General features: G+C 61.8%; 12 protein-coding genes. 7 read left to right on the top strand and 5 right to left on the bottom strand.

Features of this window, described 5'->3' with window-relative positions; translation table 11 throughout:
- Window positions 1-68 precede the first annotated feature (68 nt).
- From BN2476_RS23225 to BN2476_RS23215, 3 genes are all read left to right on the top strand, one after another.
- The gene (locus tag BN2476_RS23225; RefSeq protein ID WP_087736509.1) at window positions 69-1,262 is read left to right on the top strand and encodes a CaiB/BaiF CoA transferase family protein; all 1,194 of its coding nucleotides are present in this window, start codon (window positions 69-71) and stop codon (window positions 1,260-1,262) included.
- Entirely contained in the window at window positions 1,259-2,212 is a 954-nt protein-coding gene (locus BN2476_RS23220; protein WP_087736508.1) for a hydroxymethylglutaryl-CoA lyase, read from the top strand. Before BN2476_RS23225 ends, BN2476_RS23220 begins: the two co-directional genes overlap by 4 nt.
- Before the next feature lie 70 nt (window positions 2,213-2,282).
- Complete coding sequence (locus BN2476_RS23215) at window positions 2,283-3,626, top strand: MFS transporter (RefSeq protein WP_087736507.1); 1,344 nt, start codon at window positions 2,283-2,285, stop codon at window positions 3,624-3,626.
- Window positions 3,627-3,709: 83 nt separating this feature from the next.
- Here BN2476_RS23215 and BN2476_RS23210 read toward each other — a convergent pair whose 3' ends face one another.
- Window positions 3,710-4,435 (bottom strand): GntR family transcriptional regulator, encoded by a 726-nt coding sequence (locus BN2476_RS23210; protein WP_087736506.1) that lies wholly within the window; start codon window positions 4,433-4,435, stop codon window positions 3,710-3,712.
- A gap of 142 nt (window positions 4,436-4,577) precedes the next feature.
- Here BN2476_RS23210 and BN2476_RS23205 point away from each other — a divergent pair, with 142 nt between their 5' ends.
- From BN2476_RS23205 to BN2476_RS23190, 4 genes are all read left to right on the top strand, one after another.
- Window positions 4,578-5,798, top strand: a complete 1,221-nt coding sequence (locus BN2476_RS23205) for a pyridoxal-phosphate-dependent aminotransferase family protein (RefSeq protein WP_087736505.1) — start codon at window positions 4,578-4,580, stop codon at window positions 5,796-5,798.
- 242 nt (window positions 5,799-6,040) lie between these two features.
- Window positions 6,041-7,327, top strand: coding sequence for an MFS transporter (locus BN2476_RS23200; RefSeq protein ID WP_087736655.1), 1,287 nt, complete (start codon window positions 6,041-6,043; stop codon window positions 7,325-7,327).
- A 17-nt stretch (window positions 7,328-7,344) separates the two neighbouring features.
- Window positions 7,345-8,094, top strand: a complete 750-nt coding sequence (locus tag BN2476_RS23195) for a 2-keto-4-pentenoate hydratase (RefSeq protein ID WP_087736504.1) — start codon at window positions 7,345-7,347, stop codon at window positions 8,092-8,094.
- 69 nt (window positions 8,095-8,163) lie between these two features.
- Complete coding sequence (locus BN2476_RS23190) at window positions 8,164-11,187, top strand: FAD-binding and (Fe-S)-binding domain-containing protein (RefSeq protein WP_087736503.1); 3,024 nt, start codon at window positions 8,164-8,166, stop codon at window positions 11,185-11,187.
- A 295-nt stretch (window positions 11,188-11,482) separates the two neighbouring features.
- On the opposite strand, the gene BN2476_RS23185 is transcribed toward BN2476_RS23190, so the two are convergent.
- The 4 genes from BN2476_RS23185 to BN2476_RS23170 all read right to left on the bottom strand — a co-directional run bounded on the left by BN2476_RS23185 (window position 11,483) and on the right by BN2476_RS23170 (window position 15,094).
- On the bottom strand, window positions 11,483-12,361 hold the full coding sequence (locus BN2476_RS23185) for a hypothetical protein (RefSeq protein ID WP_143811023.1): 879 nt from the start codon (window positions 12,359-12,361) through the stop codon (window positions 11,483-11,485).
- A 132-nt stretch (window positions 12,362-12,493) separates the two neighbouring features.
- Window positions 12,494-14,281 (bottom strand): ShlB/FhaC/HecB family hemolysin secretion/activation protein, encoded by a 1,788-nt coding sequence (locus BN2476_RS23180; RefSeq protein WP_087736501.1) that lies wholly within the window; start codon window positions 14,279-14,281, stop codon window positions 12,494-12,496.
- A 114-nt stretch (window positions 14,282-14,395) separates the two neighbouring features.
- On the bottom strand, window positions 14,396-14,749 hold the full coding sequence (locus tag BN2476_RS23175; protein WP_087736500.1) for a hypothetical protein: 354 nt from the start codon (window positions 14,747-14,749) through the stop codon (window positions 14,396-14,398).
- Window positions 14,750-14,824: 75 nt separating this feature from the next.
- Entirely contained in the window at window positions 14,825-15,094 is a 270-nt protein-coding gene (locus tag BN2476_RS23170; RefSeq protein WP_087736499.1) for a hypothetical protein, read from the bottom strand.

The following is a 15,094-nucleotide window of genomic DNA, read 5'->3' as shown; positions in this document are numbered from 1 at the left end:
GGTTGGACGCTCTGGCGGCCGCGCTTCTAACCTTGTCTCCAACATGAATTCAGATTGGAGACAACATCATGAGTGGTCCGTTGCAGGGCATCCGCGTCGTCGAAATCGGCACGCTGATCGCGGCGCCGTTCGCCGCGCGGCTGCTCGCCGAGTTCGGCGCGGAAGTCATCAAGATCGAAGCACCCGAAACGGGCGACCCGCTGCGCAAATGGCGCAAGCTGCATGAGGGCACATCGCTCTGGTGGTATCTGCAATCGCGCAACAAGAAGTCGATCTGCGTGAATCTCAAGTCGGCGGAAGGCGCCGACGTCGTCAAGCGTCTCGCCGCCGACGCCGACATCGTCATCGAAAACCTGCGCCCTGGCGCGCTCGAAAAGCTCGGCCTCGGCTGGGACGTGCTGCACGCGATCAACCCGAAGCTCACGATGGTCCGCATTTCCGGCTACGGGCAGACGGGCCCGTATCGAGATCGTCCGGGCTTTGGCGCGATCGGCGAAGCGATGGGCGGCATCCGCTACACGACGGGCGATGTCGATGGCGCACCGGCGCGCGTCGGCGTGAGCCTCGGCGATTCGCTCGCGTCGCTGCATGGCGTGATCGGCGCGTTGATGTCGGTGCTGCGCGTGAAGACGGGGCAGGGTGACGGACAGGTGGTGGACGTGTCGCTCGTCGAGAGCGTGTTCAACCTGATGGAAAGCCTCGTGCCCGAATTCGATCTGCTCGGCCATGTGCGCGAACGCAGCGGCGGCGCGCTGCCGGGCATTGCGCCGTCGAACACGTATCGAACGGAGGACGGCGGCTTCGTCGTGATCGCGGGCAACAGCGACCCCATCTTCAAGCGGCTGATGCATGTGATCGGCCGCCCCGATCTCGCCAACGATCCCACGCTTGCCCGCAACGATGGCCGCGTCGCGCAGACCGCGATGCTCGATGCCGCGATCACCGCGTGGACGTCGCATCATTCGATCGACGACGTGCTGGCCGCGCTCGAAAGCGCCGAAGTGCCGTCGGGCCGCATCTACTCCGTTGCCGACATCGTCGCCGATCCGCACTACGAGGCGCGCGAGATGTTGCTGAAGGCCGACTTGCCGGGCGGCGCATCGGTGAAGATGCCGGGCATCGTGCCGAAGCTTTCGGAGACGCCGGGCGAGGTGCGCTGGCAAGGGCCGACGCTCGGCGAGCACACGTCGAGCGTGCTGGCCGATCTCGGCTATGGACAAAGCGAAATCGAGCGGCTGCGCCGCGAAGGAGCCGTGCAATGAACTTTGACAACGACGATATTCGGTTCGACAAGCTGATCGTGCAGGAAGTCGCGCCGCGCGACGGCTTGCAGATCGAGCCGACATGGGTCGAAACTGCCGACAAGATCGCGCTGATCGATCAGCTGTCGACGGCGGGCTTTACGCGCGTCGAGGCAGGCTCGTTCGTTTCGCCGAAAGCGATTCCCGCGCTGCGCGACGGCGAAGCGGTCTTCACGCAGATCCAGCGACGCGAAGACGTGATCTTCGTTGCACTCGTGCCGAACGTGACGGGCGCCGAGCGCGCGCTCGCTGCTCGCGCCGACGAGTTGAACCTCGTGATGTCCGCGAGCCAGACGCATAACCGCGCGAACATGCGCATGAGTTGCGAAGCGTCGCTCGATGGGTTCGGCGATATCGTGCGGCTCGCGCGGCACTTCACTGTGTCGCTGAACGCGACGGTCGCGACGGCATTTGGCTGTCCGTTCGAAGGCGCGATCGACGAAGACCGCGTGGTGTCGATCGTCGACACGTACCGTGAAATGGGCATCAACGGCATCACGCTCGCCGATACGACGGGCATGGCGAATCCGCGCCAGGTCGCGCGGCTAGTCAAGCGCGTATTGCAACGCGTGTCTGCCGACGCGCTCACGCTGCATTTTCACAACACGCGCGGTCTTGGTCTCGCGAACGTGCTGGCTGCGTACGAAGCGGGCGCGCGCCGTTTCGACGCGGCGCTCGGCGGGCTTGGCGGATGCCCGTTCGCGCCGGGCGCGTCGGGCAACATCTGCACGGAAGACCTCGTCAACATGTGCGACGAAATGGGCATTCCGACGGACATCGACTTGCAGAAGCTGATCGCGTTGTCGCGCACGCTGCCCGCATTGCTCGGTCACGACGTGCCGGGGCAACTGATGAAGGCCGGCCGCAATTGCGACGTGCATCCCGTGCCCGATTACGTGCGCGCCATCTGAAGCATTTCATTTACTTCGACAACAACACTGACGACCGGACGGCATCGCCGAATCCGGCGTGGAGACAAGCATGAGCACACCAGGCGCAGTAGCGGCCGACAGCCGCGACGACAAACTATCGGCGACAGCCGACATCATCAAGAAGGTAGCGTGGCGGTTGATGCCGCTCATCATGATCTGCTACCTGTTCGCATTCTTCGACCGCATCAACATCAGCTTCGCGAAGTTCCAGTTGCAAAGCGATCTCGGCTTTTCCGATACCGCGTATGGTCTTGGCGCGAGTCTCTTCGTGATCGGCTATGTGCTCTTTGAAGTGCCGAGCAACATGCTGCTGTACAAGGTCGGCGCGCGCAAGTGGATCGCGCGGATCATGATTTCATGGGGTCTCGCGACGGCGGCGATGGTCTTCGTCACGAACGAATGGCAGTTCTATGGACTGCGCTTCGTGATCGGCGCGATGGAAGCGGGCTTTGCACCGGGCGTGCTCTACTATCTGACGCTGTGGTTTCCGGCGAGCTATCGCGGACGTATCACGTCGCTGCTGTTTCTTGCATCGGCGTTTTCGGGTCTGGTCGGCGCACCGATTTCAGGGCTCGTGCTCGGTCAGATGGACGGCGTGTTCGGCATTCGCGGCTGGCACTGGCTCTTCATGCTGGGCGGCTTGCCGTGCGTCGTGCTCGGCATTCTCGTACTGAAAGTGCTGAAGGATCGCATCGACGATGCAGGCTGGCTGTCGCCCACCGAGAAGACGTACCTGTCGGCTCAGGTCGCGCAGCAGGCGCAGCCGACGGCGCACGGTCACTCGCTGCTCGGCGCGATCCGCACGCCTGGTTTTCTGACGCTGGGCCTCGTCTATTTCCTCATTCAGATCGCGTCTTACGGCCTCAATTTCTGGGCGCCGCATCTGATCCGCAGCGCGGGCACGCAAAGCCCGACGATCATCGGTCTGCTGACGGCCGTGCCGTATATCTGCGGCGCGATCTGCATGGTGGTGGTCGGGCGGATGTCGGACGCGTCGGGCGAGCGCCGCAAGTTCGTGAGCGCGCTGCTGGTGATGGCGGCCGTCGGGTTCTTTGCCGCGGGCTTCTTCGACAAGCAGACCGTGATGCTCGTGGTGGCGCTCGCCGTGCTCGGCGCGGGCGTGATCGCTTCGATTCCCGCGTTCTGGGCGCTGCCGCCGAAGCTCGTGACGGGCGCGGGCGCGGCGGGCGGCATCGCGCTAATCAATACGCTGGGACAGTTGGGCGGCATCGTGAGCCCGGTGATGGTGGGGCGCGTGCGCGACGTGACGGGAAGCACGACGCCTGCGTTGTATGTGATCGGCGCGTTGAGCCTGATCTGCGCGTTGATCGTTCTGTATGGTCTGCCGCAGTCGCTGCGTCAGAAGGATCATACGGGGCAGGCAAACGGGTGATGCGTTCGTGATCCGAGGATAAAAAAACGCACGGCAACACGCCGTGCGTTCTTCATTGCAAGCCTGCATTTCAAGCGTTCAAATCAAGCCTTCAACTTCCCCGCTGCCGCATCCTCCCGCGACTGCATCTGCAACACGGCATCTCGCTTATCCAGCAGATGCTGCCGCAAGATCGCGCTAAGACGCTTGCCGTCGCGCGCTTCCAGTGCCTTCAGCATTTCATCGTGATCGTGAATCGCGCGATCCCACTTCGGGGTCTGAAAGTTCGAGCGAAAGCGCAGCGCCTGCAATCTGCGATTCACCGCGACATACGTCTGACGCAGCGCCGAATTGCGCGCGGCCTCGTTGATCTTGTCGTGAATCGCCTGATTGCGGCTGTAGTAGCCGGGCAGATCGTTCTGCGTGCGGCACGCGAGCATCGCATAATGCAGCGCCTTGATTTCCGTCAGCTCCGCAGCCGTCATGCGCTCCGCGGCCAGCTCGCCTGAAAACGCTTCGAGCCCGCTCATCAACTCGAACGTCTCGCGTATCTCCGCTTCCGACATCTTCGACACCGACGCGCCGCGATTCGGCTCGATATCGATCAGCCCTTCCGCCGCGAGCACCTTCAGCGCCTCGCGCAGCGGCGTGCGCGAAATGCCGAGCGTCTCGCACAACTCGCGTTCGTTCAACTTCTTGCCCGGCTCCAGCACGCCTTCGACGATGAAGCGCCGGATGTGTTCGACCACTGTGTCGTGCAGACGCTGGCGTTCGACCTTCGGCATCAGGGGAGGCGCTGTCACGCCTGCGTCAATGTCCGAATTTTGCATACAAAAATCCTCACGCGATATGCGCCGATTTTAAATCATGCAAGCCCTTCCGAGGAAATACGCGGGTAAACACTGCCTTGGGGCGACTACGATCCGTTGCTATAGTTTTTTGCATGCAAAATTCAATCTAGGAAATCGACCGATGCGGAAGCTCGACTTTCATCCCGCAGGCCGCCACTTTTTGCAGATACCGGGTCCGAGCCCGGTGCCCGACCGCATCCTGCGGGCGATGAGCTATCCGACCATCGACCATCGCGGTCCGGAGTTCGGCGCGCTGGGCCTGAAAGTGCTCGAAGGCATCAAGAAGATCTTCAAGACGCAGCAGCCCGTCGTGATCTATCCGGCGTCGGGCACGGGCGCGTGGGAGGCAGCGCTGTCGAACACGCTGAGCCCCGGCGATCACGTGCTGATGTACGAGACGGGCCACTTCGCGACCCTATGGAAGAAGATGGCCGACAACCTCGGCCTGAAGCCGGAGTTCCTCGGCCTGCCGGGTATCGAGGGCTGGCGGCGCGGCGTGCAGCCGCAGATGATCGAAGCGCGTCTGCGCGAGGACACGCAGCATGCGATCAAGGCCGTGTGCGTCGTGCACAACGAAACGTCGACGGGCGTCACGTCCGACATCGCCGCCGTGCGCCGCGCGATCGATGCGGCGGCCCATCCGGCGCTGCTGCTCGTCGATACGATCTCGGGCCTCGCGTGCGCCGACTATCGCCACGACGAATGGGGCGTGGACGTGACCGTGTCCGGCTCGCAGAAGGGCTTGATGCTGCCGCCTGGCATCAGCTTCAACGCGGTTTCGCAGAAGGCGATCGAGGCTAGCAAACACGCGAAGCTGCCGCGCGCGTTCTGGGACTGGGCCGAAATCATCGAAATGAACAAGAGCGGCTACTGGCCTTACACGCCGAACACGAACCTGCTGTACGGGCTCTCGGAAGCGCTCGACATGATTCTCGGCGAAGGGCTCGACAACGTGTTCGCGCGTCACGACCGTCTTGCCGAGGCATGCCGACGCGCAGTGCGCGCGTGGGGCCTCGAGATTCAATGCGTCGATCCGTCTCTCTACAGCCCCGTGCTGACGGGCGTGATGATGCCGGACGGCATCGATGCCGATGCTGTGCGCAAGGTCATCTACGAGCGCTTCGACATGTCGCTCGGCACGGGCCTCGGCAAGATGAAGGGGCGCATGTTCCGCATCGGCCATCTGGGCGACTGCAACGACCTCACGCTGATGGCCACGCTCGCAGGCGTCGAAATGGGCCTCCAACTCGCGCGCGTGCCCGTGGCGGCGAGCGGTCTGCCCGCCGCGATGCAGTTCCTGATGTCGCAGCCGAACACCCCGAAACTCAAGGCGGCCGCGTGATTCGCCGATAAGCATCAGCGATGAAGGAAGCGAACCACACCGCTTCCTTCATTCGAAGACGATGGCGTAGTGACCCCACGCGCCTCGTCAGCGCGACACACAACGACAAGAAAGAAGCACGCAAGCGAACAGCACCACAGACGCGATCAACGCAAACGGCAGACCACGCAGACGGCGGCTCGCACGGCATCACGGCTGAACAAGCCGCGCGAGCGCGCCGTCGCAAGCAACGGAGACAGACGATGAAGCGATTTCGTGTGAACAGTGCGACCAGTATCGTTTTACTGATGCTATGCATCATGTACTTCATCACCTACCTTGACCGCGTCAACGTCAGTACGGCGGCTGCGGGCTTCGGCAAGGAGTTTCATCTTTCGCATACGGAAGTCGGCCTCGTCTTTTCGGCCTTTGCATATCCGTATCTCGTGTTCCAGATCATCGGCGGCTGGGTCAGCGATCGCTTCGGCGCGAAGCGCACGCTGCTCGCGTGCGGCGCGGTCTGGGCCGTCGCCACGCTGTTGACGGGCTTCGCGGGCGGCCTGATCTCGCTGCTCGTCGCGCGTGTGCTGCTCGGCTTCGGCGAAGGCGCAACGTTTCCTGCCGCGACGGCTGCGATGTCGCGCTGGGTCGCGAAAGAAAAGCGCGGTTTTGCGCAGGGCATCACGCACGCGGCGGCGCGCATCGGCAATGCCGTTGCACCCGGTGTGGTCGTGCTCGTGATGACGACGTGGGGCTGGCGCGAATCGTTTTATATCTGCGGCGCGTTCAGCTTGCTTTGGGTTGTCGTGTGGGCGCTGACGTTCACCGAGCATCCGAAAGAACATCGCCGTATCACGCAGGCGGAACTCGACGTGCTGCCCGCGCCGAAAGCCAAAACCGCGAACGTGCCGTGGAAAGCGCTCTTCAAGCGCATGGCGCCCGTGACCGTCGTGTACTTCTGCTATGGCTGGACGTTGTGGCTCTTCTTGAGCTGGATTCCGCAGTACTTCCTGCACAGCTATCACCTCGATCTAAAGAAGTCGGCCGTGTTCGCTTCGGCGGTGTTTTTCGCGGGCGTGATCGGCGATACGCTGGGCGGCATCGTCACCGACAAGCTCTTCGAGCGCACGGGCAGCCTCAAGCGCGCACGCAGCTGGATGGTGTCGATCTGCATGCTGCTTACGCTCGCATCGCTGGTGCCGTTGATGCTCACGCACAACGTGTATGTGTCGATGGCGTGTCTGTCGTCGGGATTCTTCTTTGCCGAGATGACGATCGGGCCGATGTGGGCGATCCCGATGGACATCGCGCCGGAACACTCGGGCACCGCGAGCGGCATGATGAATACGGGCTCGGCGCTCGCGGCGATCATCTCGCCCGTGTTGTCGGGCTATTTGATCGATTCGTTCGGCAACTGGGAACTGCCTTTCGTGGGCAGCATGCTGTTGATGGCAATCGGCGTCGTGCTCGCTTTCCGCATGCAACCGGAAAGCCGTTTCGCAGTCGGCGCAGAGCCGAGCGCGCAACCTGTCACGCGCTTCAACTCGTGAACCTTGCTAACGTCTGAATGAACATGCTGAGCCGACAACTCGCTGAGGCGCGCGCCGATCACACGACGCTCGCGTCGCTCCCAAACGAACTGATTCCCGCCGACGCAAGCGCCGCTTACGCGATCCAGCACGAGCTGCTGGCATTGCGCGGCGCGCGCATCGGCGGCTGGAAAATCGGCGCGAAATCCGCGGAGGGCGCGATTCAGGGCGCGCCGCTGCCATTGACCGATCTGCATGCGGACGGCGCGCGTCTGCCGCGCGCTCGCTACAAGCCGCTCGGCCTCGAACTGGAAATCGCGCTCCGCTTCAACCGGCGTTTCGAACCGGCTGAGGACGCGTATCATGAAGTTGAAGTGCTCGACGCAATCGACTCGATGGCGGCCACGATCGAAATCGTCGCGAGCCGCTTCGAGCAATGGCCCAACGTCGACAAGCTCGCGCAACTCGCGGACTTGCAGAATCACGGCGCGTTGATCGTCGGCGAGTTCGTGAAGTACGGGCGCGATTTTCCGTTCGTCGCGCCGACACTCGCCTTCACGTTCGAGGGGCGCGACGTCATGAAGGCGGCGCCATCGAATCCATGCGGCGACCCGCGGCGCCTGTTGACGTGGCTCGTCAATCACTGCACGCAGCATCGCGGCATTGCCGTGACGCCCGACATGATCGTGACGACGGGCTCTTATACGGGCATGTTCTTTCCGCAGGAGGCGGGCACCGCGCGCGGACATATCGAAGGGCTTGCGCCCATCAGCGTCACGCTCGAATAGTCCCGTTTTTCAGGGCTCGCCTATCGCCTATACGCCTCGCCTTCCAGGCATTCTCACAGGCCGAAGCACATGTCGAACGCCAACTCCACTCTGCTCGTCAAACCGATCCATCTCGTGCCATCGTCGGCGCGCATGGGCACGCCGCTCGCGAACCGGCTGCGCAAGGAATTGCGCGGCGACGTGCTGTTCGATGCCGCAAGCCGTGGCCGTTATTCGACGGATGCATCGATCTATCAGATCACGCCGATCGGTGTCGTCGTGCCGCGCGATCAGGACGATCTGCGTGTCGCGCTGGACATCGCGCGCAGCGAGCATGTGCCGCTGCTCGCGCGCGGCGCGGGTTCGAGCCAGTGCGGGCAGACGGTGGGCGAGGCGCTCGTCGTCGATACGAGCAAATGGCTTAATCAGGTCATCGACTTCGACAAGGAGAAGCGCACGGTGACAGTCGAGCCCGGCATCGTGCTCGATCATCTGAATGCATGGCTGAAGCCGCATGGTCTTTGGTTTCCCGTCGATGTGTCGACGGCGGCGCAATGCACGATCGGCGGGATGGCGGGCAACAACTCGTGCGGTTCGCGCTCGATCGAATACGGCAACATGGTCCACAACGTCGAAGCGATCGACGCGATTCTCGCGGACGGCACAGAAGCGCATTTCGCTTCGCTGCGCAACGCGCCGCAGGGCATGCGTTTGCAGCAGATTCTCGAGGGCGTGAAGGCAATTGCGCTGCGCGAGCGCGATGAGATCGTCGCGCAGGTGCCGAAGGTGCTGCGGCGCGTCGCGGGCTACAACATCGATCTGTTCGACTGCCAGAATCCGCGTGCCTATACCGACGATGGCTTTGCAAATCTCGCGCATCTGCTCGTCGGCTCGGAGGGCACGCTTGCGTTCAGCCGCCAGTTGACGCTAAAGCTCGCGCCACTGCCCGCGCACAAGACGCTGGGCGTGGTGAACTTCCCGACGTTCTGGCAGGCGATGGAACTGACGCAGCACATCGTGAAGCTCAAGCCCGTTGCCGTCGAACTGGTCGATCGCACGATGATCGAGCTCGCGATGAGCAACCCGTCGTTCAGGCCGGTGATCGAAAAGGCGCTGGTCGGAAGGCCGGAAGCGATTCTGCTCGTCGAGTTCGCGGGCGAGGATCGCGATGAGCAGCTTGCGTCGCTCAAGCAGTTGACGGAGCTGATGGCCGATCTTGGTTTGCCTGATTCCGTCGTGCAGATGCCCGAAGCCGCCGAACAGAAAGCGCTGTGGGAAGTGCGCAAGGCGGGCTTGAACATCATGATGAGCATGAAGGGTGACGGCAAGCCCGTGTCGTTCATCGAAGATTGCGCGGTGCCGCTCGAACATCTCGCCGAATACACGAGCCGGCTCACGGACGTGTTTCATCGCAACGGCACGGAAGGGACGTGGTATGCGCACGCGAGCGTCGGCACGCTGCACGTGCGGCCCATTCTCGACATGCGCCGCGACGGCGCGAAGAAGATGCGCGCCATCGCGGAAGAAGCGGCCGCGCTCGTGCGCGAATACAAGGGCGCGTATTCGGGCGAGCATGGCGACGGACTGTGCCGCGGCGAATGGGTCGCGTGGCAGTACGGTCCGCGCATCAATCAGGCGTTCGGCGAGATCAAGGCGCTGTTCGATCCCGACAACCGGATGAATCCCGACAAGATCGTGCGTCCGCCGAAGATGGACGACGCGCGCAACTTCCGCTTTGCGCCCGGATATAAGGTGCATCCGTTGACGCCGGCGCTTGACTGGTCGACGTGGAATGTCGAACGCGATCCGCTGACGGGCGTGGAAACGGCGCCGGGAACGGGCAGCGATCTGGCGGGTGGCCTCGCGAAAGCCGTCGAGATGTGCAACAACAATGGACATTGCCGCAAGTTCGATGCTGGCACGATGTGTCCGAGCTATCGCGTGACGAAGGACGAGCAGCATGTGACGCGTGGGCGCGCGAATACGCTGCGGCTCGCGCTGTCGGGGCAGCTCGGCGCGGAAGGACTTGCGAGCGAGGACGTGAAGGATACGCTCGATCTGTGCGTGTCGTGCAAGGGCTGCAAGCGCGATTGCCCGACGGGCATCGACATGGCGAAGTTCAAGATCGAGGCACGCGCTGCATGGGCGCAAAAGCACGGCCTGCGCTTGCGCGAGAAGATGATCGCGTTCATGCCGCGTTATGCTGCGATGGCGGCCAGCATGCCGGGCGCGTTCACATTCGCTGCGAACTCGCGGTGGGTCAAGCGCGCGTTGGGCTTTGCACCGCAGCGTTCGTTGCCACGCTTCGTCAAGCCGTTTCTGAGCAACGCCGATGTGAAGGCTGCATCTTTGAATGCGTCGAAAGAAGCGCAGAAAGAAGTGCTTCTATTCGTCGATACGTTCAATAACAGCATCGAGCCGGAGAACGCGCGCGCCGCGCAACGGGTGCTCGAAGCGGCGGGTTATACGGTGCACTTCAATACGCGCGCAGGGGAGCGTCCTCTGTGTTGTGGGCGTACGTTCCTCGCAGCGGGTCTCGTCGACGAAGCGAAGCGCGAGGCGCGCAGAATGCTCGATGCGTTCAGGCCGTTCGTCGAGCGCGGCGTGTTCGTGGTCGGACTGGAGCCGTCATGTCTGCTGTCGTTGCGTGACGAGTTTCTGCAATATGGCTTCGGCGAAGAAGCGGAGCGTCTTTCGAAGCGCGCGATGCTGTTCGAGGAGTTTCTCGTCAGCGAACAGAAGGCTGGACGCCTGAAGCTCGAATTGAAACCGCTAGACGGTGGCGTGAATCAGGCGCTTGTGCATGGTCATTGCCATCAGAAGGCGTTCGATGCGTTTTCGCCCGTGCAAACGGTGCTGAAGTGGATTCCGGAGTTGAAGGTGTCGACGGTCGAATCGTCGTGCTGTGGAATGGCGGGCAGCTTCGGGTATGAAGCGGAGCACTACGACGCGTCGATGGCGATGGCCGAGTTGTCGTTGCTGCCCGCCGTGCGCAAGATCGACGCGAATACGGTGATGGTCGCCGACGGGACGAGCTGCCGTCATCAGATTCACGACGGCGCGGGTGTCGATGCGTTGCATGTCGCGCGGGTGTTGGCGCGGGCGTTGGGGTAGTGGTTGCGGCGCTAACGGGCTTCGGGTGCGGCCCATTTCTGCACGTTCAATTTTCTGCGCAATCCGGCACTGCGTGATCGCCATGACACCGACGCGCGCGTGATGAAGTCCGACAGCCAGGGCATTGTGACGTGTCACTGGTGTCAGCTAGGACAGGGCCGGTCCCGCGCTAAAGCGGTGACAGTGGCGTTCGTGCCAGAACTCCACTCCAGCATGTCACGAAGTTCCCCCTACTTGCGAGGACAGGCGCAGTCATCCTGCACGGCGCCTGTCAGATGACGCTGAATTGCACGGCTCACAGCCCTGTTTTCTGCTCGTCCGTGGCGAGCAAATCGGCCGCTAACCGGTTGTAGCCCTGGGGCATTGCATCGCGTATGTCACCCGCGCCATACACCGTCGCGAAATAGACTGCGCTGTTGTACTCGACATAGGCACCCGCTGTGCCATTCCGTGAAAGATACCTGTACCCGCCGAGGGTCTGGATCGTGCCGCCAACGCGAGCCTGCGCCTGTTCCAGCGAACCGAACCCCGTGTTGTTGCCACTGAGGTCAAACATCAGGTGTGGAACCAGCACCTTCGCTGTCTGCCGATAGGTCTGCGCGCCTGCTGGCATCGGCGTAGTGTCATTGCCAAGCAGGAAGCTCAAGGCGTTGCCTCCCGCCTCGTCGATTCCGACTACCTTGTTGACTGGCTGGCCCGACACGTCCTGAACCGTCAGCGTAATCTCGTACAGCGGCGCGGACATGCCGTTCATACCTAACTGGTAGCCCTGCGATAGCCGCTGGAAAATCCGGGAATTGCTGCCGATGTCGCCGAAGTTGGGATTGCGCGACATGAACAACCCTTCAGCCGTGATATAGCCCGTATCGACATCCGCGGCGTATGTGCCGAGTATGGTTTCAGGCGACACGCTGAAGTTCGAATCAGTATCGCCTTTCACGTAGTAGCGGATTCGTCCAGTCCCTGTGGGATGCAGTCCTCCAGCAGGAGGCATGTTCGCACCAAACTCATAGTAGCCAGTCCCGCTGCCATCCATAAAGACGCCGTCGAAGAAACTGGCGTTTGTTGATGGCGTCGCTGATGGTGCTGACGACGAAGCACTCGAAGCGTTCGAATTTGACGACGGATTGTCGCTGCTGGCACCGCCGCACGCACTCAGCGCGACTGCGACCATTAATGCTGCGGACGCAGCGCCCTTACGTGCTATTCCGTGTCTCAGGTTCCATCGATACAGCATCCTTCTTTCTCCTTTAAATGTGGAGTCCTGTGTAATAAACACAGGACAGTCCGTTGGTTTTCTGCGCAGTCAGAACTGCACCGTTGCCTGGGCCCCGACCGTCACGCGTGCCGTGGGAAACCCGGCCGGTTTGTAAATGGGCGTTCCCGCAAAGAGGTCATACGAAAGCCCCGCATACTTCGCCGGCACGCTGCCGCGAATGCCAATGACCGCGCCCGCCAGTTGCGTGCCCGCCAGAAACGCCGTGGTCGGCCCGAACACGCGCCCGTAGTCGATCCCCGCATACAGAGCCTGTCCCGTCTGTCCTATTGGCCATTGCAATTCGTTGCGCCAGTAAAAGCCTTTTTCTGCGGCGAGCATCGTTTCGCCGTCGAAGCCGCGGACCGTGTAGCGGCTGCCGATGGTCAAGTCGTCGATGAAGAACAGCGTGTCGTTGGTGAACTGGCCGTGAACTGTCGTCACATAACGGAAGTTCTGTGAAGCGACAGCGAAAGGTATCGACAGGTTCGCGTCGAGCACGATCATTTTGTACAGGTATGTCGGAAGCGTGCGAGGCTTGCCGTCGTCTGTGGGCGCATATAGGTTCGGGTCAGGGTCGCCTGTTGCGCCAAGACCGTGAGTGCCCTGTCGGTACGCGAGCGTGCCGTCGAACTGTGCCGCGCCGAAGTAATGGCGGTCAGTCACGCCCGCTTCGATGAACGTGTTGTTGCGGTCCTGAATCGGGATCGTCGTGCCGTCAAGGAAGCTCTCGCCGAAGCGCTTCGAGAGCTGGAACTCCACGCCGAACACATCGTTCTGGCTGCGCGAGAGCACGCGCGCGAGTCGCAGCGCGGCCGTTTGCGCGTTGCCGCTCGACACGAACGTCTGGTTCACGCCTGCCAGCGGTTGATAGTAGGTGTTCGTGTTGCCCGACAGTGTCGCGGTCCAGTAGCCCCACGGCACGGAATACGAGCCGTTGAAGCCGTGCGAGCCAAGCGTCTTGTTGCCAAACGACAGGTCCTGGTTTGCGCCGAGCGTCAGCACGTCGTTCAGACCGAGCGGATTGTCGAGGCCGACACTGATATTGCCTTGCCACTTGCCCGTTGCTTTCGTGCCGGAGTTGTCGACCGATGCGACGAAGCTCCAGGGCTTCACGCGCTTGACCGCAATGACGACATCGCTTTCGCCTGGCGCTTCGGTTGGCTCGATCTTCATGTCCACATCCTGCGATGCGACGCGCTTCATCTGCTCCAGACCCTGCTCAAGATCGCGCAGGTTCAGCAGGTCGCCGTCGCGTGCGGGAAACGCCGACTTCCATGTGCCGCGTGTTTCTGGATCGGCAAAGCGCAAATGTCGAACGACGCCAGGCACGAGCGCGACTTTCAGCGTGCCCGTCGATACGTCCTGTTCGGGCAGCAGGACACGCGTCGTCACGTAGCCGCGCGAGAGAATGACCTGTTGGAGACCCTTCGTGAGCGTGTCGAGTCCGGCCTTGCCGATCCATTGGCCCTTGTAGTGGTCGAGCCATTCGCGCGCGAAGGCGAACGGGTCGAGCGGCAGCGTGGACGCGCCGCGCTTGCGGATCGCATCGGGTAGCGTCGACGGCACGTCGAGCGCGAACGTGTCGATACGGAAACAAGGCGACTCATTGGGCAGTACGGGAAAGCCTTCGGCCTTCGGTGCCGTGGAGCGCACGGCGGGCGCATTGACCGTCTGCGCGCGCTGCTGCGCGTCGCGTTGCTGCTGTAGTTGCTGGTTCTGTTCCGCGTTCGCGCGAGCGGCTGCGGCATCGTCTGCTGGCGTCGGCGCGCGCTGCGCGGACGCGAGTGTTACCAGGGCTGTGAGCGGCAAAGCCGCCAGTTTTTTTGTAATCCTCATTATTGATTTCGTCCCTGATTCTGCTTGTCGTACTGCCGTTTGCGCTGCAATCTGTCGCGTCAATTCGTCAAGAAACTGGAGCGATGCAACAGTTATCGCTCCAGCCGCAATGCCTTATCCCCGATGTGTGTCGAGTTCGACCTTCTTCAACACCCCCGTTTTATCGTCGAAGTAAAAATTTGCGACCTTCTTGGCACCCGTCGGGACAGCAGCAAATGCCACCATTACATAGGCGCTGGAAGCATACGAGTACGTCCAGACCTCCAAGGAACCGGCCGTTATCTTTTTGTCGGGTGGGCCGAACTGGTTGACGACGTCATCTCGTGTTGCGACGTCCGGTTTGAACTGACTAGCCAATGATTCCTGGGTCGCGTTCTCAAGTTTCATATTGCCGCTCCTTTCACCAGAACTGAAGGCACAACCTGACAGTGCGGCGATAAGAATCACGGTTGATATTTTTTTAAACATATATAGTTTCCATAGTTTTTCGGGGGGCAAATCCGAAGGATGGGGCAAGCGGTCACTGCCCCTGCCGCGAGAGAGCTATTTCTTCTCTTCGTCGTCCTTAGCCTTATAGCTGTCGCGGGCCTTTCTGTAGCTGTTGTCAAACGGTTTTAAGCCCAACGCCTTCGCGCGTGACGCGTAGCCACCGATCGCCGACACGGGAATTCCAAGGACGATCAGCACAAGAGCTACGTACTTTGGTAGAGACTCGATCGCCAACCCACCAAAGAACATAGCAAGACCCAGCCCTATGAGGCTCAGTCTCGCCCAACCCGCAATGTTTCCGTCGTCAATGAATTTAATTTTCAT

This window comes from Paraburkholderia piptadeniae (genome assembly GCF_900007165.1).
Classification (GTDB): domain Bacteria; phylum Pseudomonadota; class Gammaproteobacteria; order Burkholderiales; family Burkholderiaceae; genus Paraburkholderia; species Paraburkholderia piptadeniae.
Note: the sequence above shows the minus strand (reverse complement) of the source record. Positions and strands in the feature narration are given on the sequence as shown.